The sequence below is a fragment of the Bdellovibrio bacteriovorus genome (genome assembly GCF_048286975.1).
In the GTDB taxonomy this organism is placed as follows: domain Bacteria; phylum Bdellovibrionota; class Bdellovibrionia; order Bdellovibrionales; family Bdellovibrionaceae; genus Bdellovibrio; species Bdellovibrio bacteriovorus_H.
Window position 1 is genome coordinate 405,946 of sequence record NZ_JBLVRT010000001.1, and the last position, 20,827, is coordinate 426,772.

19 protein-coding genes are annotated in these 20,827 nt (G+C 48.1%); 15 read left to right on the top strand and 4 right to left on the bottom strand.

Annotated elements, in window-relative coordinates:
- Nucleotides 1-46 precede the first annotated feature (46 nt).
- Both ACNQKP_RS02005 and ACNQKP_RS02010 read left to right on the top strand, forming a co-directional pair.
- Entirely contained in the window at nt 47-538 is a 492-nt protein-coding gene (locus ACNQKP_RS02005; protein WP_417862516.1) for a hypothetical protein, read from the top strand.
- A gap of 12 nt (nt 539-550) precedes the next feature.
- Nucleotides 551-2,233 (top strand): hypothetical protein, encoded by a 1,683-nt coding sequence (locus ACNQKP_RS02010; protein ID WP_417862517.1) that lies wholly within the window; start codon nt 551-553, stop codon nt 2,231-2,233.
- Between the two features lie 76 nt (nt 2,234-2,309).
- On the opposite strand, the gene ACNQKP_RS02015 is transcribed toward ACNQKP_RS02010, so the two are convergent.
- A complete protein-coding gene (locus ACNQKP_RS02015) occupies nt 2,310-2,819 on the bottom strand; it encodes a hypothetical protein (protein ID WP_417862519.1) in 510 nt (169 codons plus the stop codon).
- A 203-nt stretch (nt 2,820-3,022) separates the two neighbouring features.
- Here ACNQKP_RS02015 and ACNQKP_RS02020 point away from each other — a divergent pair, with 203 nt between their 5' ends.
- Both ACNQKP_RS02020 and ACNQKP_RS02025 read left to right on the top strand, forming a co-directional pair.
- Nucleotides 3,023-3,685: a response regulator transcription factor gene (locus ACNQKP_RS02020; protein WP_417862521.1), complete on the top strand. Its 663-nt coding sequence runs from the start codon at nt 3,023-3,025 to the stop codon at nt 3,683-3,685.
- Nucleotides 3,675-4,817 (top strand): ATP-binding protein, encoded by a 1,143-nt coding sequence (locus ACNQKP_RS02025; RefSeq protein ID WP_417862523.1) that lies wholly within the window; start codon nt 3,675-3,677, stop codon nt 4,815-4,817. The genes ACNQKP_RS02020 and ACNQKP_RS02025 overlap by 11 nt, the downstream gene beginning before the upstream one ends.
- Here the strand turns inward: ACNQKP_RS02025 and ACNQKP_RS02030 are convergent.
- Entirely contained in the window at nt 4,814-5,611 is a 798-nt protein-coding gene (locus tag ACNQKP_RS02030) for an EamA family transporter (protein ID WP_417864079.1), read from the bottom strand. The two genes, ACNQKP_RS02025 and ACNQKP_RS02030, sit on opposite strands and share 4 nt — an antisense overlap.
- Before the next feature lie 234 nt (nt 5,612-5,845).
- On the opposite strand from ACNQKP_RS02030, the gene ACNQKP_RS02035 reads away from it, so the two are divergent.
- Entirely contained in the window at nt 5,846-6,025 is a 180-nt protein-coding gene (locus ACNQKP_RS02035) for a hypothetical protein (protein WP_088566413.1), read from the top strand.
- 162 nt (nt 6,026-6,187) lie between these two features.
- A complete protein-coding gene (locus ACNQKP_RS02040) occupies nt 6,188-7,096 on the top strand; it encodes a hypothetical protein (protein ID WP_417862525.1) in 909 nt (302 codons plus the stop codon).
- Nucleotides 7,097-7,131: 35 nt separating this feature from the next.
- Here ACNQKP_RS02040 and ACNQKP_RS02045 read toward each other — a convergent pair whose 3' ends face one another.
- On the bottom strand, nt 7,132-7,764 hold the full coding sequence (locus tag ACNQKP_RS02045) for a response regulator transcription factor (RefSeq protein WP_417862527.1): 633 nt from the start codon (nt 7,762-7,764) through the stop codon (nt 7,132-7,134).
- A 280-nt stretch (nt 7,765-8,044) separates the two neighbouring features.
- Entirely contained in the window at nt 8,045-9,082 is a 1,038-nt protein-coding gene (locus ACNQKP_RS02050; RefSeq protein ID WP_417862529.1) for a hypothetical protein, read from the bottom strand.
- 504 nt (nt 9,083-9,586) lie between these two features.
- Between ACNQKP_RS02050 and ACNQKP_RS02055 the strand changes: the two genes are divergently transcribed.
- The 9 genes from ACNQKP_RS02055 (at nt 9,587) to ACNQKP_RS02095 (ending at nt 20,822) form a co-directional block, all read left to right on the top strand.
- A complete protein-coding gene (locus tag ACNQKP_RS02055) occupies nt 9,587-10,630 on the top strand; it encodes an outer membrane beta-barrel protein (RefSeq protein WP_417862531.1) in 1,044 nt (347 codons plus the stop codon).
- Nucleotides 10,631-10,885: 255 nt separating this feature from the next.
- Nucleotides 10,886-13,465 carry a ribonuclease R gene (rnr, locus tag ACNQKP_RS02060; RefSeq protein ID WP_417862532.1) on the top strand — a complete coding sequence of 860 codons (2,580 nt, stop codon included), beginning with the start codon at nt 10,886-10,888 and terminating at the stop codon, nt 13,463-13,465.
- Nucleotides 13,407-15,014: an ABC1 kinase family protein gene (locus tag ACNQKP_RS02065; protein ID WP_417862534.1), complete on the top strand. Its 1,608-nt coding sequence runs from the start codon at nt 13,407-13,409 to the stop codon at nt 15,012-15,014. Before rnr ends, ACNQKP_RS02065 begins: the two co-directional genes overlap by 59 nt.
- A gap of 12 nt (nt 15,015-15,026) precedes the next feature.
- On the top strand, nt 15,027-15,797 hold the full coding sequence (locus ACNQKP_RS02070; protein ID WP_417862535.1) for a LysR family transcriptional regulator: 771 nt from the start codon (nt 15,027-15,029) through the stop codon (nt 15,795-15,797).
- A gap of 157 nt (nt 15,798-15,954) precedes the next feature.
- Nucleotides 15,955-16,635: a MotA/TolQ/ExbB proton channel family protein gene (locus tag ACNQKP_RS02075; protein ID WP_038450741.1), complete on the top strand. Its 681-nt coding sequence runs from the start codon at nt 15,955-15,957 to the stop codon at nt 16,633-16,635.
- Nucleotides 16,632-17,081: an ExbD/TolR family protein gene (locus ACNQKP_RS02080; protein WP_011163008.1), complete on the top strand. Its 450-nt coding sequence runs from the start codon at nt 16,632-16,634 to the stop codon at nt 17,079-17,081. The genes ACNQKP_RS02075 and ACNQKP_RS02080 overlap by 4 nt, the downstream gene beginning before the upstream one ends.
- Before the next feature lie 5 nt (nt 17,082-17,086).
- Nucleotides 17,087-17,584: an ExbD/TolR family protein gene (locus ACNQKP_RS02085; RefSeq protein ID WP_011163007.1), complete on the top strand. Its 498-nt coding sequence runs from the start codon at nt 17,087-17,089 to the stop codon at nt 17,582-17,584.
- Nucleotides 17,581-20,544, top strand: coding sequence for a tetratricopeptide repeat protein (locus tag ACNQKP_RS02090; RefSeq protein ID WP_417862537.1), 2,964 nt, complete (start codon nt 17,581-17,583; stop codon nt 20,542-20,544). The genes ACNQKP_RS02085 and ACNQKP_RS02090 overlap by 4 nt, the downstream gene beginning before the upstream one ends.
- Nucleotides 20,541-20,822 carry a hypothetical protein gene (locus ACNQKP_RS02095; RefSeq protein WP_041576864.1) on the top strand — a complete coding sequence of 94 codons (282 nt, stop codon included), beginning with the start codon at nt 20,541-20,543 and terminating at the stop codon, nt 20,820-20,822. Before ACNQKP_RS02090 ends, ACNQKP_RS02095 begins: the two co-directional genes overlap by 4 nt.
- The last annotated feature ends 5 nt before the right edge of the window (nt 20,823-20,827 follow it).

Below are 20,827 nucleotides of genomic sequence, written 5' to 3' on the forward strand. Positions count from 1 at the left end.
CGCACTCTTCAAAGTTGGAGAAAAACTTTTATTAAGGAGAGAGAGCATGAAAAAGAAGATTGTATTGGCGATGGCTATCATTATGGTTCTGGGTTCTGTTAAAGCGATGGCGGAAGAATATTCCCAAGAAGACATCGAAAATCAGCTTAGCAAAATTGAGGCGACACGCGAAATGAATGAGCGTCTTGATGCCGAAGAAAATGAATTCGACATCCAGAATCAACTCACTAAGACGTATGCGGCCGAAGATGACATCAAGTTGATATCCTCACAGATTCGAACTGAAGAAAGAAGTATCAACTTTAAGCTTTCAGAAATTAGCAAAATGAGAGACTCTTCCCAGCCGAGACTAAATACGGAAATCGAACGAGTTCTGGCAGATGCAGTGGTAATTAGAGACCAGAAGATCAAAGAAAAAGATCTTCATGGATTAAAAATTCTTTCTTCCCGCATTGAAAACGCCTGGCAGTCTCTCAACGAAATGGACGAAAGAAATGAAATCCTAGGCGTTCGCAAACACCCAGAACTTAAATACTAAGTGAGGCTGAAAATGAGCATGCTAAATTCAATCAGAGCGGCATTCATTGTTCCGGTCATTGCCCTGACCGGAGCATGCTCATTTCAAAAAAATAAAAACGAAAAGCAACCAGTCATTGTAGAAGAAAAATCCAACACCCCTACGTTCTTTTGTCAGGGAGCTATACCTGACGATTCGATTCCCGACTCTCAATTGCTAGCATTTAGCACAAGCAACAAAGAAGATGAGCTGTGCCAAGCCATTATTCAATTTAGACAAAAAAGCAGCAAGGGCCTTTTGATTTCCAAGGACAAAGAGATATTCAACAATATACTTAAATCCACCCTGACTATAGTAAAAACAAGAAATGTTGATCATAACTCCAAGGACTTCAGTGACTTCAGTCTTTGGGCCTCTCAATTTACAGCGGCCAATGAAGGAACTTCCCATCAAACAATGATACGCATCAACAATCTCATTTCCTCTCAACAGAATAATATTTTATTGGCGAATAGAGACTTTGTTTCGCGCAAAGTATTTCTATTCGTTGATACGGATCACTTATCTCAAGATGACTATTTAACGTACTTCGAAGCTCTGGCAAACAAAGTAACACTCTCAGAATTGTGTTCGGATCAATCCCTTCGGATTCTATTGAGATCAAAGAAAATTAGCGCCCACACATTAAGCACTCTACAGCAATGTCGCGCAGTTTACAGTGCCGCTGACATTGTTCAACTTCGCAGTACACTTTCAACTCCAGTATCAGAAGACGAGGTAAATCTATTAAGCACTCTTCTTCGAAACAACTTCATTACACCTTCTTTGGAGGAAATCAATTTTTCCGTCATTGGAGCTCCCATATCTTTAGCGGTTAAAAACAACGATCTAAACCTATTGAAGCTGTCTATTATTGCGTTCGAGAAAAGCGGCAAGGTTTTCTCAAGCCTGATCATGGCGAAAAGAATGAAGTACGATCTGGAAGGATTTCTTCGAACCAATGCTAAATCTTTGCATTCCACCCTCAGTAGCCTGTGGACACCACCCGAGATTCTGAATGCTCTAAAAGAGTCAGAATCAAAAGCTTTTTTCGACATTCTGTCAGAAAGCGATGCAATTCCAGTTCGAACCCAATCCGAAGAGATCTTGAACTCCCTTTGGGAGGCAAGATCGAAGCATAGTTCCTTCAACATTCATGGACTAGCGAGCTTCCTACTTCTTCTCAGAAGCAACACTGTCAGTGGATTTAATGTCCTATTTTCTAAATTGGGTTTAGCGAATAAAGAAATTGCACTTATTGTAAAACGAATGGATTCCTCTGCACAGGTTGCCGAGCTGGTTGGCGTCCCGTTAAGCTGGGGCAGGATTTATCTAAAGACAGATTCTCGGGACCTACCGATTTTCTCAGCTACGGAAAAAGAAAGATACTCTCTAAGCGGCGAGCTATTCCAGGCCATCTTTTTCCCAATTGAGGGAGAGAAGCACAAGGAATTCGAGGGCGTACGCTACGATTATGCTGCAAACACCAGCTACTTCATTACAGAGAAGGATATTTTTGGCACCGAAATTTCTGAAATGTCCACGAAGATACAATGCGAAAGATCTACTCCTGAGTGCCCTGGACCTCAACAGGTGATTGTAGATGGTCTTGTCGCGGTAGCTAAGTTCGCGCAAGATCAGCGAGCAAAATCTATTAGATTGCTTAGCCTGGAATAGCACGGGACCTGCCTAGACGTTCAACTCACTCCAATGCCCTAAAGAAAGACCCGGTGTAAACCGGGTCTTTTGTTTTTTAAGCAGCTCTGGTCATCGGCATCTGATTGTGTTCTTGGACGTGCTTTTCAATCATGTCCAAAATAGTATGACCGGCCTGTTCATCAATATTCTGGCCCTCAATCACACTGCGCTGGAAGGCGAACGGGAAGCCTTCACCGGAAGTAGCGCGCACGCCGAACTCAAGGCGCTTGTTAAGGAAATAGTACAAAGGACCCGCGATCAGCCCGATACCAAACACCGGCAGCAGACACATGCCGATAACCAATGCCTCTTTCCACGGGCGAGTGTAACCGAAATAGCCTGTGCAAACTTTTGAAACCGGAATCACCACACGACGCGTGCCGCCCCAGGAGGATGCGGTGTAAGTCACCTTTCCGTTGCTCAGGGTGAATTTCACTGTGGGGTCCATACCCACCAGACTTAGCATAAAGCCAATCAAGCCCGCCTGACGGCCCTGGATAGAGATCATAGGCTCATTCGGAGCCGGGTTGTGATTTACTTTCCAACTTTTGATAACCAAAGACATAAACGTCCTCCTATGTGTGAAGCCGTTATACTTTCGGAAGTTCCCTCTTGAACTTGATGCGCTTGAAAAAGAATTGAATGCGTCCAAAGTGCGGACTGGTGAATAACGAAATTCATTCAAGAAAAATTCAAATCTCGTCCTGCCGGGCTTTTGCTGTCCATTATACTTGAAACCGTTTAGGGCACGTTTAATACTTTAATTTGATGAACAGCCCGGTCCCTATTCTTGCTATCGATGATGACCTCTCTTTCCTGAAAAGCCTTTCTACGGCTCTTCAGGCGCGTTATCGTTTGCACTGTGCTGCCAATCTGGAACAAGCCCGGCAGATCCTGAAGGAACAAAGCATCCAGGCCATTTTGCTGGACTTCAATTTGGGAAATGAAACCGGGCACGAAGTCCTGAAAGCCCTGAACACCGATCCACAGCGGCCACCGGTTATTGTGGTGACCGGTGAAGTCACCGTAAAGATGGCCATTGGCTTTTTGAATCTGCAGGTCTTTGGTTTCCTGGAAAAGCCTCTGTCCCTGTCGGATCTTTTGCGTCTGCTTGAAAGTGCGATTTCTACAGGAACGCAAAGCGATATCATCAAAGGACGTCACTTCGAACTGGATCTGAAGAAACGCACCGTCAGATACAAGGACGAAGACATTGTTCTGACCCAAACCCAGTCACAGATTGTCAGCTTCTTCATTCGCCATCGCGGCACCACGGTTGAGCGCGAAAGGCTGATCCAACATCTGTGGGGTGAAAGTCACGTCAGTCGCAATGCACTTGATACGCATCTGCTGAATATAAAAAACAAGCTTCCTCCATTCCGCACCAGTCTTCAGGTGATTCACGGTCGCGGCTATTGCTATGAAGATTAATTCATTCAATTTTCCTGCGGCAGTTTCCCTTGCCGCGGCGTTGCTGACTTCGGTCACCATCTATCCCGATGTCTTCAGAGTGGAACCCCACCTGCAAAGCCTTTATCTGGCAAGCAAGGCGGGCTTTATCCTGTTAAGTCTCGCGATATCAATACACTTTTACTTCAATCGCCAGCCCGCAAGCGACACTCCCCGTTTTATTCTTTTTGTGGCCTGTATTGCATACTGCCTGTCTATGATGTGGTTTCTGCCTTTGTACGAAGCGGCCTATCTTCAGTGCGCGATCGGCTGCGCCTTCATCAAAACCAAACGACAATGGCTGTTCCCTTCAGTCTTTGGTTTTGGTGTCTTGGGTTTCCTGTTCATGTACGAACTTCAGGATCATTTAAACTGGACAGTGCCACCGCCTTCACGCAAAGACTGGGTAACGATCATCCTATTCTTTTTCATTCTGACGTGGATTATCCAAAAGTACGCCATCAATACCTCCAGACGCGAGCGGGAACGCCTGATGCGCTTAAGCCGCATTGGGCATGAAACCCAGCGCCTGCTTCATGATGTGAAAGGCATGCTGTCGTCGCCCATCCTGCTTTTTGAATCCATCAACGCCGATGGCAGCCAGTGGACCTTTGAAGGCTACAAGGCCCAGGTGCAAATTCTAAATAATGAAATGAAGCATGTGCGGGATGTTTTGCGCTCGGTAAATCTGATGTCCAAACCGCAAAAAGACATTCGCGAGGTCTGCGTTTCCCAGGCCTTTGGCAACGCCTCTCAGATTCTTGAGCGTCGTCTGAAAAATATTGAAATCAGCTCATTACCCAGCCGACTGGTTCTGTCTGATGAGGACGTGCTAAGATCCGTATTCTTTAATCTGCTGCTAAACTCCGTGGAAGCTTTTGAAAGAAGGAAGACGCCATCACCTGCCATCAAAGTTTTCTGGAAGAATGAAACTTTGATCTATCAGGATAATGCGGGCACACCTTCCTCCGACATCAAGAATGAAGGTGGAAACTCCGGAATTGGACTTGAGATTCTGCATGCCGACTTGCATGACCTTGGTATTTCAGCCCGTATCAGCCTAGAATCTTCAGGACTGCACGTGTCCATGCGCTTTCCCACAAAGACCGTTTAACGTGCGGTGAGCGTGCTTCCCGCCGAAGCTGCCATAATACAACCGATGGCCACCCACTGCGAAGGCATCAACGATTCACTCAGGAACAAGATCCCAATGACAGTTGCAAACGCAGGTTCAAGGCTCATCAGAATTCCAAAGGTTTTTGCCGGCATGTTTTGCATGGCCTTCATTTCAAGTGAATACGGCAAGGCGCTGGAAAGAATCGCAATCACAAATCCCATCATCCACAATGACGGATCCACCACCTGATCAAAATTCGTATACAGACCCACCGGAAAAGTCACTGCCGCCGCAAAACACATTCCCACCGCCGCTGTTGCAGAGGAAGAGTTCTCTTTCCCCGTCGACTTTCCAAAGACGATGTAAAGCGCCCAGAAAAATCCTGCGGCCAGTGCAAGCAACACTCCGACCATATCCAAAGCCTGACTGACTTCAGACAAAGGCAAAATCAAATAGATACCCAGGCCCGCCAGCACGGCCCAAACCAGATCCAATATGCGCTTAGAAGAAAGCAACGCCACTGTCAGCGGTCCCGTGAATTCCAATGCCACCGCAATTCCCAAAGGAATACGTTCAAGAGCAAAATAGAACAGCAGGTTCATCAGACCCAGCGAAATACCATAGGCGGCGATTCGGCGAAGGCCGGCTGCTGTGAATTTTTCCCGCCATGGGCGCATCACCAAAACCAATATCAATGCTGAAATGAAAACCCGGAGCGCAGTTGTTCCCGCAGGCCCCGCCACTGGGAAAAGGCCCTTCGCCACCGATGCGCCAAACTGAATGGAAACCATGGCAATCAAAATGAGATAGATGGATTTATACAGCGGTTGCACTCGGGTACTCTCCGTCACTTTTCTAACAGGTGCGCGCGCTCTTGGGCCCAAAGTGTCAGGCCAGTCTCACACTGAGAATCGCGCTTGCTAAGTGCCTGACAGCAGGCCGAAGGATTCTCATCTTTAAACACCCGCCATGGCACGATCATAGCAATAGGTGTATGTATACCGCTTGTTACAAAGGAGTTCAAAATGACATTCACTAAAATCATCACAGCAGCAATCATCACAATGTCAGCTACAGCTTCTTTCGGCGCTACTAAATGTGCAGACAAAGCAAACATGGGTCGCCACGCTCACACAGCTTCCCAGTCCAAGTTCTCCCCGACTGTGAAAGTTGTTAAGACTGCTACAAACTCTGGCATCCAGTAATTAGTTAATTTAATTCAAGTTCCCCCAAACCCAAGCCTTCCCCCCAGGGCTTGGGTTTTCCCTTTTCAGGACCACTGGTCTTCGATTGAACTCTCCTTGAATGGCCAATTCAAATCACTGCGAACTAACATGAGTATTCCATCAAACAAATAGGAGATTAATTTGATGAAGACTCAAATCCTGAAGTGTTCTCTTTCTGTGGCCTTACTTTCTCTTGCAGCTTGCTCTGGTGGCGGCGGAGGCGGTGGTGGTGCAGCCAGTGGTGATGCGGCGGCACCGAATTCAAATATCACGGCACCTCCAACCGCGGCTAAAGGGACTTCTGCCGAAATGGACACCATCACCGGCAGTGGCGCTCAAACCACAACTCTGCTGAACAATGCGGTGAATTCATTTGATATCAGTACATTCACAAATCAGATCCCGGCATTCCACAAACCCCGCGGCGGCGACTCTTGCATGCAGGCAATCACTCCTGAATCTGACTGGGTCGACCAGGATCAGGATGGTTTCAGAAAGAACCTGAGTGTGAAGTTCGTTAACTGCACTGAGACTGAAGAATCCGGCGACTTTGCGGGTTTGACCTGGACTGAAAATTCCAGCCTGACTTCCACTGATGCCAACGATTCTTCACCAGCGTCAAATGGTTCAATGACAGGCAAAGGTGACACGACTTGGAAAAATGGCTCAGGGACTGTTATTGCCAAAGGCTATGCAGCAGGAAGCCTGAATCTTGATATCGCCAAAGCAACCATGACCATGAACTACAAAGATGGCGGGTTCAACAATGCCGTCGAACCAAAGATTGAAAATGGTTATATGGCATTCTGGCTTACTTTGGCGGTGACTGACCCGGAAACCAGCGCGGCGTCCACGGCAACAGGTTACATCCAAATCTACAAAGAAGGAAAAGGCCTTGTAACCTTGAGCATTGCTTCTTCAGGATACAACTTTGACGAAACCGACCGTTGCTTGAAAGGCGGATCGATCACACTGAAATATGCTGACGGCTCTACAGCAGCAGGCCCTACAGCAAAAGACATTTGCTTCACGCAACAACCAGTTAGATAAAATAAAAAACCCCACTTTTCGGAGTGGGGTTTTATTTATATCTTCAGCAAATATCCTGTCCCGTGAATCGAAGACAGTCGTCCCTTCAACTCGGGAACCTTGCGCTTTAAATTATACAAGTGAGTGTCCAGAGAGTTCTTCACGATGTGACGTCCACCCCAGATGTTTTCTTCCAGCTCAATGCGCGTGACCAGCTGATTCTTTTTATCCATAAGGATTCTTAGAATCATGTATTCCACTTTTGTCAGTGAGTGACTGTTGCCGGACACATAAATACTGCGATTTTTATCGTCCAAAGAGATGTGCGCTTCATACCAGCCAATGGCGGCAAGACGGTTCTGAAGATCGCCTTCATTGATGGGCTTCTCCAGGAATCCACTGACACCGCTGTTAACAGCACGAATCGCCATGTCCTTGTCAGCATTTCCAGAAACAATCATGATAAAGGCGCGCGGGCTGCGCTCACGAATCGCAGGAATCAGTTCAAAGCAAGTGTGTTCATCCAGCGTATGATCCAAAAAAAACAGATCCCAGGACTGATCTTCGATCAATCGCTTCGCCTCCGCGAAAGTGGAAGCACACTCAATCTTACCCAAATGACTGAATTTAGCCTGAAAAAGCAGGGCGAAATCCTTGTTGTCATCAACAAGAAGTATCTTTTTCTCCATGGCTCCTTCCAACGTTCAATATTACCACTAAAGAAATGTGTTCAACGCTTTATTGTTAAAGCTATGTCAAAAAGTAAACTAACATCAACTTAGTCAGCAGACATTATAAGAGTTTATCTCACTCATCTATTTGAGTTTTTCTTGAGTTTTTCAGAATAATGAACAGAAAGATATCGGCCGAACGGGCGAGCAGGAGCGGAAAAGAAAGGATTAAGGGCTTAAAAAACAAAAAGCCCAGGGGTTACCTGGGCTTTGAGTTCTTATACTTTAAGACTAAGTCTTAGAAAGTGTAAGTGTAAGCAACTTGAGAGAACATGTTGTTGTTCGTGTCAAATGCGCCGCCAGCTACACCTTTGAAGGTAACATCTAGCATGCTTTTGCCGAATTTCAAACCTGCACCAGCTGCCACAGTAGTGGAATCAAGGTCAGTTTTGTCACCGTTGTCAGCTTTTGTTTCGTTCAAGATCACGTTCTGAGCAACGGATGTACGAAGAACCAACCAAGAAGCCGCATTGTGCTCAACACCCATGTAAACTGGAAGAGCCATAGTCTCATCGCCGTCTTTTACTTTTGTGTTAGCAAGTTCAACACCGTAGAAGAAGTTGCCTTCTTCAGATTTAACTAGAGTGTTAACCATACCCACTTTGTAAGAAGTTGTTTCAACTTCTACAGCAGCCAACGCACCGCCGCCTTCAACTTTGGACATTTTCGCATTAGCGTAAACTTCCATTTCTGGAGACATGTGGTAACCAACAGTCAAGTTAGTCAAACCTTTGGATTCAACTTCAGCATTTGCGTTCTCAGATTTTCCAGAGAAACCTTGAACCAATTCGAAGTCCCAAGTTCCGTTGGAAGCTGCAACTGCCGCACCCATAGAAGAAACTTTTTGATCATTAGCATCGTCTTTACCGTTGGAGTATTTCAGAGTCGCACCCCAAGTCCAGTCACCCATTTTGGAAGCGTAGAACACGTTCAAGCCGTTTTGTTCTTTCAAGAAAGTACCAGCACCCAAAGTGTTTGCAGTAGTGATTGCTTCAGAGAAGTCTGCAGAGCGACGACCGAAGTAAGCACCGAATGCAGAGTCATCACCGTGACGTTTTACGAAACCGCCCTCAGCGTGAGGAGTACCTTCACCTTTATCACCCCATTCGATAGTCGCTTGTTCAGAAAGCGCCATGAATTGGTAAGGTCTGTCGAACGCAGTTTGGAAATCCAAAACGTGACGTGAGTTAGCCAAAGCCTCTACACGTGCTTTAGAAGCCATTGCTGCTGGAGCTGCTGCCATAGTCAAAGCTGCTGCTACTAGAATCTTTTTCATTGTTGCATCCTTTCGTTTCGTTGCAATCTTATGAACTTTTAAATCCATTAAAAGCTTTAATCGTTTACACAAAAAATGCTAATGAGGACCCAGTCCAAGATCAACAACAAAAATTTTCAGCGCGTTTTCACCCCTCCTAAAAAGCCGAAAGACGCATCAAGACTGTGACTTCAACTCCACAGGACTTTGTTACCAAGTGCCACGGCCTAAAAATCCGGTTTTATAAAGTTTTTATTCCAGCCAAACTCGCGCCAGTAGCGGCTTTCATTGGAAAAGTAAAACCACGAATTTTTCCTCGGGAAAGATGCATAGTTGTGAATTGTCTGCTGTTTGTTGGTCCAAAATAAAATGTGAAAATGACAATTGACGCAAAAGCTCCATTTAGGTCTGGAATGCTGGATCAAGGTCTAGCTTTACAAACATTTTACGTTACACAACAAGACCTCGGTCATAATCTTTTTCCCAAACTTAACCAATTTTTGAACTTATATATAAGGAGTTCATGTGAAGATCCCAATGCTATTGTCCGCTTTGCTGGTGCTTGGCAGTTTCAACGTGCAAGCCGCAGAAATCTCCGGCCTGACTGTTAACGGCGAGGTTGCTTTTGATTACAGCTTCCTTTCCACCAAAGACACCGCTCTTCAAAACTCAGATGGCGTTACGAACGAAGCATACCGTCTGCGCAATGCTCAAGTGCTGATCAGTAAGGAAACCGAACAAGTTTATTTCGTAACTCGTTTGAACTACGCCCCTACAGCGTATCAGTCCTCACCTACTGATAATAAAACTGCGAACTTCGGCATGCTGGACCAGGCAGAGATCTTCTACAAAGCCATGCCTAATCTATATATAGGCTTCGGCCGCTTCCTGACCACCATGGGTTATGAGTCCCTGATGAAATATGAAAATGCATTCTACAGTACAACCATCGCCTACCAAAGCATCGTGCCTGGTTACGGAGAAGGTCTGCGTGCAAAGTATGTGGCTGGCGACTGGCTGACGGCAACTTTGTCCACCTATAACCAAGCAGCTTACGGCGCTTTTGGTGAAGATTATGCTCCAACCAAAACAACAGAGCTGTCTGCAACCGGCAAAGCGGCAGGTCTGACCTGGTTTGCAGGTTACTATCTGGGCACTGACGATCCATCCAGCGTAAAAACCGAAAGATCCGCCTCCAGCGTATGGGCTTCCTATCAAATCACCGAAAACTTCCTGGCAGCGTTGATCTATGACTCATTGACGACAAAACCAGATGGCGATCGTTTGCACTGGTCTGATGCAACGACGGTTCTCCTGACTTATGGTCTAGGTCGCAACAACCTGGGTCTGCGTTATGAAATGGTTCGTGGCGCCAATGAGATCGGCTACGGAGCGGCTGACACTGTGAACTCTATCAGCGTCACCGACAAATTCATTCTGAATGAAAACTTCAATCTGTATGTGGAGTATCGTCAGGACATGTCCAACGAAGATGCTTTCGTGGACGGCGATGGCGCCGCTACCGACAAGGCCAGCGTTGTGACCCTGGGCGCACTGGCGCACTTCTAGTATCCGCACTTTTCGACGGGGACTTCAGCTCCCCGTCTTATCTAAGCTACCGAAAGCACTCACAATAGTCCGCAGTTGCATTTTTTCGGCAATTCCGCTATCTTAAAGCCACATCTCTTAGAAAAGATTCGTCTGAGAATCTTGATCCAATCTCTAAGTTCCACTCACTGTTCGATCACAAGTCAGCAAAAAAAGATTCTACTTTAAGCCTGCGCAACTTGTGCTAATCTCAAATAAAAGGAAATACAGCCTGTAATGCAAAAGAAAAAAATCCTCAACGGCACCATCAAAAGACATCCTGACGGATTTGGATTTTTCATCCCCGACGACAAAGAACACCCCGACGTCTATATCCCCCGCCACTCCATGGAAGGCATCATGACCAATGATAAGGTCTCTGTGGAAGTCACCCCTGAAAAAGGTGGCGAAAGATTCCGTGGCGAGTTGGTCAGTGTTCTGCATCGTGGAACCAAAACTGTGGTGGGCCGCTTCTTCAAAATGAACGAGCGCACCGGACTTATCCGTGATGAAGGCAAGGGCTGGGGTCAGGATCTGAAAATCAAGATCGAAGACTCCATGCAAGCCAAGGACAAGGAGCTGGTTGCTGCCGAAATCACCAGTTATCCCGACGACGGCAAACCGTTCACCGGCAAAGTCACTGAAATCATCGGTGATGCCATGGATCCCCTGACTGACCTGAAACGTGTGATTCGCGCCAACAACATTCCTCTGGAGTTTTCAAAAGCCACTCTGGAAGAGGCCGAACACTTCACAGAAGTTCCTGACGAAAAAGACTTCAAAGGCCGCCGCGATCTGCGCGAAAAAGCCCTGATCACAATTGACGGCGCCACCGCCAAAGACTTTGACGATGCCGTATACGTGGAAACCCTGAATGAGGGCTTCCTGCTTTATGTCGCCATCGCCGATGTCAGTCATTACGTAAAAATCGGAACCTCAATCGACAAAGACGCCTATGAACGCGGCACTTCTGTGTACATGCCGAACTTTGTGGTGCCGATGCTGCCGGAAGTTCTGAGTAACGGACTTTGTTCCCTGAATCCTCATGTGCCGCGCCTGTGCCTGGTTGCAGAGATGCTGTTTGATTTCACTGGCGAGCTGGTCAAATCCGACTTCTATGAAGCCGTGATGGAGAGCAAAGCGCGTGTCACCTATGGTGAAGCCCAGGAAATCATTGACGGCAGCGAAGTTGAGAAACACAAACACGTCAAAGAGCACATCCTGCGTCTTTCAGACCTTGCAAAAATCCTGATGGCCAAACGCTTTAAAGAAGGGTCCCTGGATCTGGAAATCCCGGAAACCGAACTGGTCATCGACGGAGCCGGGGTGCCTGTGGACATTCAGCGCTCTGAACGTCTGTTTGCCCATCGCCTGATCGAGGAGATGATGCTTGCAGCGAACGTCGCGGTGGCAAAGTTCCTTTCCAGCCGCGAGATTCCCGCTTTGTATCGTATTCACGAACCGCCGAATGAAATGGCGATTCGCACTTTGGAAAAATACCTGGCAAATTTCGGTGGCAAAACCAAACTGGGCAGCGGCAAGCTGCAAAAACGACTGACCAAGGCGCTGGAAGAGTTTGAAGGCCGTCCAGAAGCACAGATCCTGAATATCCTGACCCTGCGATCCATGAGTCAGGCGAAGTACAGCATGAATAACCTCGGCCACTTCGGTCTGGGTTTTGAGTTCTATACTCACTTCACTTCTCCGATCCGTCGTTATCCTGACTTGATCGTGCATCGCCTGCTTAAAACCCAAGTGATGCCCAATTCCCGCTATCGTCTGATGAGCGAGGATGATCTGGCTACGGCCGGGACCATTCTTTCCGCAGCTGAGCAGCGTTCCACCAAAGCTGAACGTCAGGTTCAGTCCATCAAGAAAGCCCGCTTCATGCAGAAATTCGTCGGCCAGGAGTTCGACGGCATGATCAGCTCGGTGGCGAAATTCGGTGTGTTTGTATTGCTTCGTGAATACGACATCGATGGTCTGGTGCGCCTGGATGACCTGGGTGGTGAGCGCTTTGAATTCGACGAAGAAAACCTGCGCCTGGTGGCGAAACGTTCTGGTTTTGCCTATTCGATCGGGGACAACATCCGTATTCAGGTTGTTGCCGCGGATCCGGAACAAGGTCAGATCAACTTTGCCGTGGCTGGACTTGAAAAAGAAGAGCATGACGACACCAGAACTCCGGCGGAAAGATCTGCATCAGCAGTTCTAAAACGTCTGCATGGCGAAAAGCGACCGAAAGATCACATCAGTCACGGTAAGAAGAAACATCAGGACCGTGAATTTGAACGCGGCGAAAAGCGCGCTGACAAAAAAGGTGGAGACAAGGATTTCGGCAGCAAAAAGAAAGAATTCGGCAAAAAGAACTTCCGCGAGGAAGGACCGGACCGCTTCAAGCAGAAGCCAGGAAAGTCCAAGTTCTTTGGCGACGTTCGCAAGGATGCCCCGGAAGGCAGCTCAGAGAAGCTGCGCAAGGTGGAAAAGCAGTACAATCTGAAGCCACGCCAGCTGGACAATGAGGAAAAGCGGGGTCCAGACAAGTCCCTGCTCGAAATGATCCTTGGTCCAGAGAGATACCGTGAGCAAGTCAACGGAGACGCTGCAGACAAACCAAAGCTCAGTAAAAAATTGATGTTTGCCGAACAGTCTAAACTCCGGGATAATGACGACAATTCGGAGAAGAATAGTGACAGCCTTAAACACCGGACGCCAGATCGGAAAGACCCTAAAAAACGCGGCAAGACTGAGAACGATCGTGGGGGTGTTCGCAAAGCACGGGTTTCACCAGGTCGCGGAAAAGGTAAAGCTCGGTAAATTCATCATCCAGCGTTTGAACGCGAGCTCTGACGTCGAACAACTTTCGACGCCAGAGCGGATGAGAATGAGCTTTGAGGAACTGGGTCCCACATTCGTAAAACTGGGACAACTGCTTGCCACCCGTCCGGATCTGGTTCCGGATGAATATGTCACTGAATTTGAAAAGCTGCATGACCGTGTACAGCCCCTGTCCTTCGAAACGGTTGAAACCGTTCTGCGCGAGGAATTCGGAAACTCCCTTTACCAAAAATTTGAAACCATCGAACAGGAGCCTCTGGGATCTGCCAGTATTGCTCAAGTTCACCGTGCCCGCCTGAGCACTGGCGAAAGCGTTGTCATCAAGGTTCAGCGCCCGGGAATCATTCAGACCATCAATGATGACCTGAATGTTCTTTATCTGCTGGCTGAACTGCTGGTCACTTATATCCCCGAAACCCGCACTTACAATCCAGTGGGCATTGTGGATGAATACTTCCGCACCCTGGAACTGGAAACAAACTTTGTTGTTGAAGCCAACAACATCCGCCGTTTCCAGGAAAACTTCGCCGATGATGAAAATGTTAAAATCCCCAAAGTCTATCTGGATCTGACCACAGAAAGGGTTCTGGTTATGGAAGCCCTGCCGGGCGTTCCGCTGAGCCAGGAAGCTTCTTTACAGCAACCGGGCATCGATCCCGAGGAAGTCATTCGCAGGGGGCTCAAAGCCTATCTGAAGATGGTCTTTCAAGACGGTCTTTTTCACGGGGACCTGCATGCCGGAAACTTCTTTGTCCTTCCTGAAAACAGAATCGGTTTGATTGATTTTGGTGTTGTGGGACGCCTGAACACACGCACGCAAGCCTCGATTGCCAATATGCTTTTGGCGCTGTCACGTGAAGACTATGAACGCCTGGCCTATGAATACGTCGATCTGGCGCCGTTCACGGACCGGGTGAATATTGATATTTTCGCCAAGGACCTGCGCGAACTGATTGCGCCGTATTTTGGGCTGACACTGAAGAATGTGAACCTGGGAAAAGTGCTGATGCGCTCTTCCGGTATCGCCGCCCGCCACCATATTCAGGTGCCGACGGATCTGATGCTGTTCTTTAAGTCGATTGTTTCCATCGAAGGCATGGGCCGCAAGATTCACAAGGACTTTGATTTCCTTCAGTACTCTTTGGAATTTGCCGGTGATCTGGCCAAAACCCACTTCGGCCCGGAAAGAATTCTGAACGACATGTCGCAAATGGCGCGGGAATCAAAAACCTTCCTGAACGCCCTGCCTCGCCAGCTGAACTTCTTCCTGCGCAAGGTGAATAGTCCGGACCATGCTTTTAAATTGAACGTCACAGAAATCAAGGAACTGAAACGCTCGGTGGAAAGCTCTTCCAATTTGCTTTTCCTGGGTGTGATTATCGCAGCGCTGATCATGAGCGCTTCGTTTGTATACGTTCACGATACGGTCAGCCACATTGCCGGAATGCCGACGATCAGCTTTATCGGCTATATCATCGCAGGCTTCCTGGGCATGTTTGCGTTTCTCAATTATATTAGAAAACCCTGATACGGAGATAAGATGCAACAGTTGTACTATGAACTCAGTGTCCTGGCCAAAGCAGTCAACTTTAAGAATCTTTCTGCTGCCGCCCTGCACGTGGGACTGAGCCAGCCCCAGCTTTCCCGTATCATCGCCAAGATCGAGGACGAACTGAAAATCGTCCTGCTGGATCGTTCGGCTAAAAGAAAATCCGGATGGACCACCGTGGCCTTCCAGCTTTCTGAAATCTTTGAAAAATCCATCCGTCGTCTTGAAACCGAACTTCAGGGTATCAGCAACAACCAGATGGTGGGTGAGCTGCATATCGGCACCCTGGAAGGGCTTTCCGATTTTGCCCTGAACACGTCCCGTCTTTGTTTTGAAGAAGTCGGCGTTAAAAAGATCACCCTGGATATCTTTGATCTGAATGAGCTGGAGGCCAACTTCCTTTCCGGGAATCTGGATCTGATCTTCACCTCCAAACAACCGGGCCGTCAGAAGTTCAAATATCTGATGGAGCTGGGCTTCCAGAAACTGGAGCACATTGAATCCTCGAAAAAATTCAATGTTCTATCCACATTCGAATACGGCCGCGCCAACAAGCGTGAACTGGAACACTTCCCTCATGTCTTCGTTTCCAATTCCCTGGCGATCCGCCGTTCCTGGTTTGATAAACACGGTGGCACCGGACATCTTCCCACCGAAGCAAAACGCGGTCGCGCCAAAGATGCCGAACCCGTGATGATGATCGGCTCCGAACTGCTCAATCCCATGCTCTGGGAAAACATTATTTCCGCTATCGAGGAATGATTCCACTTTCCCTCACAGTGACGGGCCGGTGACGCCATAAAACGTCACCACTGTTGAAATTATTCACACAGGGCTCTGTGGGGGCCTCGTATTGAGACACTGGGCTCTGGCACCCCCCTTGCTCATAAGGATTCCGGATTCTTTTAACGGAGGACTTATGGAATTCCTATTGTCACTTGGTCGCGCTTTCACTTCTTCTGACGCTTTCTGGATGTGGGCTATTTTGGCTGCCCAGGTAGTGTCCGTGGCGATTATCGCCGAACGTTCTATCGCTCTTTTTGTGAACCGCAAGGTGAACCAAAAAGACCTTTCCAAAACTATCGCTGAAGACATTAAAAGCGGTAACTTGGACAAGGCTCTGCGCAGATCCCTGCAAATGAGCGCCAAAGAGCCATTGGGAGTTGTTGCTTCCGCTGGTATCCAGGCGGCTATTGATATGGGCGGCAAAGAGGAAATCCAGTTAAAGATGGACGAAGTCCTGCTTGAAGAAAACTCCCGCATTGAAAAACGCATCGGCTTCCTGGCGATGTTTGCCAACGTGGCCACTCTGGTGGGTCTGTTGGGTACTATCACCGGTCTGATTCATTCTTTCGCCGGTATTGCCAATGCCAACCCGGTTGAAAAAGCGGCGATTCTTTCCAATGGTATTTCTTTGGCGATGAATACAACTGCTTACGGACTGATTGTCGCCGTGCCTGCTCTGATCATGTATGCAGTGTTGCAGAATCGTGCGACCAAACTGTCAGAAGATCTTAATAAAGCGTCTTTGAATTTGTTCATCCAACTGGGCTTCCACTACGCTCCGGTTTCTGACAAGAAAGAAAGAACTCTTGTATGAGCAGCAATAAAGAGTTGAACTTCGAAATCAACATCCTGCCCATTCTGGACATCCTGTCAGTCATGATTTGCTTCTTGCTTCTGACTGCGGTGTGGATCCAGATCGGGACACTGGATACCAAGCAGGCTATTGGAGACAACTCCACAGCCGGCGCCAAGAATCCCCCTTCACTGTGGGTGACGATGGCTGCTGACGGTGGCGTTCAGCTCTCTTTGCGTGATCTTCCCCAGGCCAAGGTTCTTGAGTCCCGCATTACCAAATCCACCAAGGGTGTGAACTGGGAGGCGCTGGAAGGAAAGCTGAAGGCTCTGCGAGATCAGTATCCGGATCTTAAAACAAGTGTTGTGCGCCCGGAAGCGAACACCTCCTACGGTGATGTGATTCGCGTGATGGACCGCCTGAAACAAAGTGCCTTTGAAGGCGTGGGCTTGTCCCCGCTGGGGTAGGAACTATGAGAAAATCACTATTGGAAAATGCGGCATCCCCTAAACGTTCGCCAATGACTGAATCGCTGACTTTGAGCAGTGGTGGTAAAAAGAAAGGCCTGTTCCGTCGTGAGCTGGCTCTGGCTTTGCCACTAACGTCCTTAATCGATGCGTTTTCGATCATCGTGATCTATCTGCTGATCGGGACTCAAAACAGCGGGATGGAAACACAGATTCCAAATAAAATGACTCTGCCTTCGGCCAATCACAGCCAGGGTGTGGAAAAGATCACCCCGATTCTGCGCATCGAAAAAGGGAGCTACTTCCTTGATGACAAGCGCGTTGCCGCCAACGACCTCACAAACAAGCTGGCGGAACTGAAAAAGAACACCGAGGAAAAAGAACTTGAGCTGATGGTTCAAGCAGACACGGAAATGAGATACGCCGACCTGGATCCTCTGTTAAAAGCCGGATCCCTGGCCGGTATCGAAAAACTTAAATTCGCTGTGGTGCCGGGCAAATGAAAAATCTAAGACGAATCACTCTGATCAGTATCGTAGTCCTTGGTGCTCTGAATGGTCGTCTTGCCCTTGCTGACAAGATGAACGCCGGAACGCAGGACCTGGTTATCCAGAAAATGGAGCGGGTCCTATCTGCCATTGGCAAAGAAGATCCATCCTGGGTTCCGACCCAGCAGCGCCTGGCCGATTTGCTGGCTGAACGTGCGCGTGACCGCTTCATGCTGGAAGTCGAAGCCAATTGTGACGGCTGCAAAGGCTCGAAAGCCGACCGTCAGAAAGCCATTGGTATTTATGAGGAACTGCTTCGTCAGGTCAGCCTGAACGAACATGGTCCTATCCTGTTCCAACTGGCTCATTTGTACGAAATGGCCGGCCAGAACGAAAACGCGATTCGTCTGTTTGAACAAATCATCAAGGAAGCCAAAGCCAAGAAAATCAATCCGGCGATTGTTTCCCGTTCCCACGCCTCTTTGGGCGATCTGTTGTTCCAAAAGAACAAATTCAAAGATGCCCGTTATCACTATGTGATCGCTCTTAAAGACGACAAACTGGAAAACCGCGCCCTGGTGACTTACAACATGGCTTGGTGTGATTTCAACGAGGACAAACTTTCCTCTGCGATCACGATTCTGGAAACGCTTCTTAAAAACAAACACCTGATCACCCGCGACACGGAAGAGGGTTCCAAGTACGACCCGGTTTTCCATGCTGATATCATGCGTGATCTGGCGACTTTCTATTCCCGTAAAGACATCAACGACAAGGAAATTGCCCAGTTTGAAACCCTCGCTCCGCCGCAAAACCGCAAGGAACTGCTGTTCCATTTTGCCGGTGAAGCCGACCGTTTGGGGCAAAAACAAGCCGCACACAAAATCCTGAACCGCTATCTTGAACAGCCGGATCTGACCAAATCAGAGCGCCTGTCTGCATTTGTACGTATGGCACAAGTGAACTATGACCGTGGTCAAACAACTCAATCCACGCAAGACTTCGCCAAAGCGGCGGCGGCCTTCAAAACCACCGATTGTGATGATGAATCCAAGTGTGAAGAACTGCAAAAGACAATGAAGCGTTATGTAACAGAGCTTCACCGTCTGAAAAAGCTGAATCCGGATCAGGATCTGCTGAACGCTTACGTTATCTATAACAAGACCTTCCCGACTGATATCGAAATGGCCAATCGTGGCTCCCAAATCGCGATGGACATGAAGAAATATCCTCTGGCGATCCAAATCTATCGCAGCATCAGCGAAAGCCGTAAGTTCTCTTCCAAAGAGCGTGAAGAGGCTTTGAACAATGAAGTATCCGCGGCGGAAAAATCCCAGGATTTGAATCTGCGTCGTGAAGCTTATGTTCACTATCTGAAGTATTCCGACAACGACGCAAAATCCTTCGAGGTTCGTTACCAGCTGGCTTACCTGAGCTATCAGCAAAAACAGCTGAAAGAAGCGGCGGCTGCATTCAATGACCTGGCAGAAGACAAAAAAGGCTCTGCAGATCTTCGCAAGAAAGCTGCGGATCTTTCTTTGGATTCGGCGGCGCAATTGAAGGATGAAGAATCCCTGCAAAAATGGGCTTGGGACTATGCAAAGATTTTCCCGGCACACCGTGCAGAATTTGAAGCACTGGCACGCAAGGCTCTGATGAACCAGGTGGCCTCTGTCGCCAACAATCCAAAATCGTCTTCTTCAGACATGAAAAAAGCCCTGAAGAAAGTGATGAACACGGATGTGGCGACAGCAAAACCTGCTGAAAAGGTTCTGTTCTATACCAATGCCAGTGTTCTGGCTCAGAAAACCGGGGAAGACAGCATCTATGTTCAGTCTGTTCTGGCTTTGATTGCGATGAACGAAGTTTCTGATTCCAAAAAAGATGAACTGCGTGAACAACTGGCAGCTCACTACGAAAAACATCTGGATTTCAAAAATGCTTACCGCATGGCTTCTCAGGTGCGTGGCTCGAAAGTGTCTGAAAAAGACCGCGAGTTCCGTCTGGGCACACTGGCGGATCTGGCAGAAATGAATCCGGAAAAACACTATAAGGCTGCTTTGAAAGCCGGTCTTAAAGGTGAACGCTCTTTGATCATGAGATCCCGACTGGTTCTGCTTTCTTCCAACCCGGTGAAAGAGCTGAAAGCTCAGGCGCCAGATTTGAAACAGAAGCCGGATCTGCTGAACGAAACCGCTTTGCTGGTTTACGCCCGCACCATGGACAAATCCGGTTTGAAATCCGTGTTTGAAATGAAAGAGCTTCGTCGCAAGTCCGCGGCGCAGTTCTTCCAAAAGCAGGACTTCTACAACAAGGTGGCTAACTTCCATCCTAAGATTGCCTCCCACCAGTTGAATGGCAAGAACGATCGCACTGTTCAGAAATCCATTCAGGAGCGAATGAACCTGACCGCGAAAGCCGACGGCATGCTTAAAGAATCTTTGGCACTGAAAGACATCACAGCTCAGCTCATTATGTTGAATATCGTGGCGTCTGAAAATGAGCGTCTGGTGAAAGACCTGGCTTCTTTGCCAATGCCAAAGGGATTGAGCCCGGCAGAACAGCGTCAGTATGTGGACCTGTTGAAAGGCCGTTCCAAGCCGTACCTGCTGAAGGCTCGCACGGCAAAGCAGAAGATGGATGAACTGTGGGCTCAGTCCCCGGCTTTGGGTCAACTGGCTGCTGAATACAAAATGGCGCGCCCTGAAATCCAGAAGCTGCTTCTGCGTGAAATGCAGATTCTGGAAGACCTTCCAGGCCGTGGCCGTATGAAAACAGCGGTTTCTGATGCTTTGGGTTCTTCTTCCTTCTCTAGCCGTGATCTGGTGTCTGCACGTAAATCCGTGTCTGAAAACCCGTCCAATGTGCGTGATTTGGAAAACCTGAAATACCTAGAGACAAAAATGGGCCATCCGCTGATGCCGTCGTATCTGGAAGCCCGTTTAAATCAAATTCAGAAAGGAAAGAGCCTATGAAATCCCTGATTGTTGTGGCCCCCCTTTTGCTTAGTCTACTAGCGGTACCCTCCCTGGCGTCTCAAAAAGCGACAGGATCGAATAAGGTGAAAAAAGAGCAAAGCCACAGGCCCAAACTCGGCACCTCGTTCAAATTTGATGGCAGTGCGCTGAGAGGCAAGTACCAGAGCTCACTGAATACGAAAGCCACCGTAGAGAACGACAAGCTTCTTGAAGATCTCCTGGGTGGCCGAAACCGGTTCGATGACAAAATCGACCAAGACGAGAAAAGAAACTAGGACGT

What these genes read in the sequence shown, in the direction of transcription:
- ACNQKP_RS02005 (WP_417862516.1), top strand. Translation starts at nt 47, where the DNA reads ATGAAAAAGAAGATTGTATTGGCGATGGCTATCATTATGGTTCTGGGT.
- ACNQKP_RS02010 (WP_417862517.1), top strand. Translation starts at nt 551, where the DNA reads ATGAGCATGCTAAATTCAATCAGAGCGGCATTCATTGTTCCGGTCATT.
- ACNQKP_RS02015 (WP_417862519.1), bottom strand. Translation starts at nt 2,819, where the DNA reads ATGTCTTTGGTTATCAAAAGTTGGAAAGTAAATCACAACCCGGCTCCG.
- ACNQKP_RS02020 (WP_417862521.1), top strand. Translation starts at nt 3,023, where the DNA reads ATGAACAGCCCGGTCCCTATTCTTGCTATCGATGATGACCTCTCTTTC.
- ACNQKP_RS02025 (WP_417862523.1), top strand. Translation starts at nt 3,675, where the DNA reads ATGAAGATTAATTCATTCAATTTTCCTGCGGCAGTTTCCCTTGCCGCG.
- ACNQKP_RS02030 (WP_417864079.1), bottom strand. Translation starts at nt 5,611, where the DNA reads ATGGTTTCCATTCAGTTTGGCGCATCGGTGGCGAAGGGCCTTTTCCCA.
- ACNQKP_RS02035 (WP_088566413.1), top strand. Translation starts at nt 5,846, where the DNA reads ATGACATTCACTAAAATCATCACAGCAGCAATCATCACAATGTCAGCT.
- ACNQKP_RS02045 (WP_417862527.1), bottom strand. Translation starts at nt 7,764, where the DNA reads ATGGAGAAAAAGATACTTCTTGTTGATGACAACAAGGATTTCGCCCTG.
- ACNQKP_RS02050 (WP_417862529.1), bottom strand. Translation starts at nt 9,082, where the DNA reads ATGAAAAAGATTCTAGTAGCAGCAGCTTTGACTATGGCAGCAGCTCCA.
- rnr (WP_417862532.1), top strand. Translation starts at nt 10,886, where the DNA reads ATGCAAAAGAAAAAAATCCTCAACGGCACCATCAAAAGACATCCTGAC.
- ACNQKP_RS02070 (WP_417862535.1), top strand. Translation starts at nt 15,027, where the DNA reads ATGCAACAGTTGTACTATGAACTCAGTGTCCTGGCCAAAGCAGTCAAC.
- ACNQKP_RS02075 (WP_038450741.1), top strand. Translation starts at nt 15,955, where the DNA reads ATGGAATTCCTATTGTCACTTGGTCGCGCTTTCACTTCTTCTGACGCT.
- ACNQKP_RS02080 (WP_011163008.1), top strand. Translation starts at nt 16,632, where the DNA reads ATGAGCAGCAATAAAGAGTTGAACTTCGAAATCAACATCCTGCCCATT.
- ACNQKP_RS02085 (WP_011163007.1), top strand. Translation starts at nt 17,087, where the DNA reads ATGAGAAAATCACTATTGGAAAATGCGGCATCCCCTAAACGTTCGCCA.
- ACNQKP_RS02090 (WP_417862537.1), top strand. Translation starts at nt 17,581, where the DNA reads ATGAAAAATCTAAGACGAATCACTCTGATCAGTATCGTAGTCCTTGGT.
- ACNQKP_RS02095 (WP_041576864.1), top strand. Translation starts at nt 20,541, where the DNA reads ATGAAATCCCTGATTGTTGTGGCCCCCCTTTTGCTTAGTCTACTAGCG.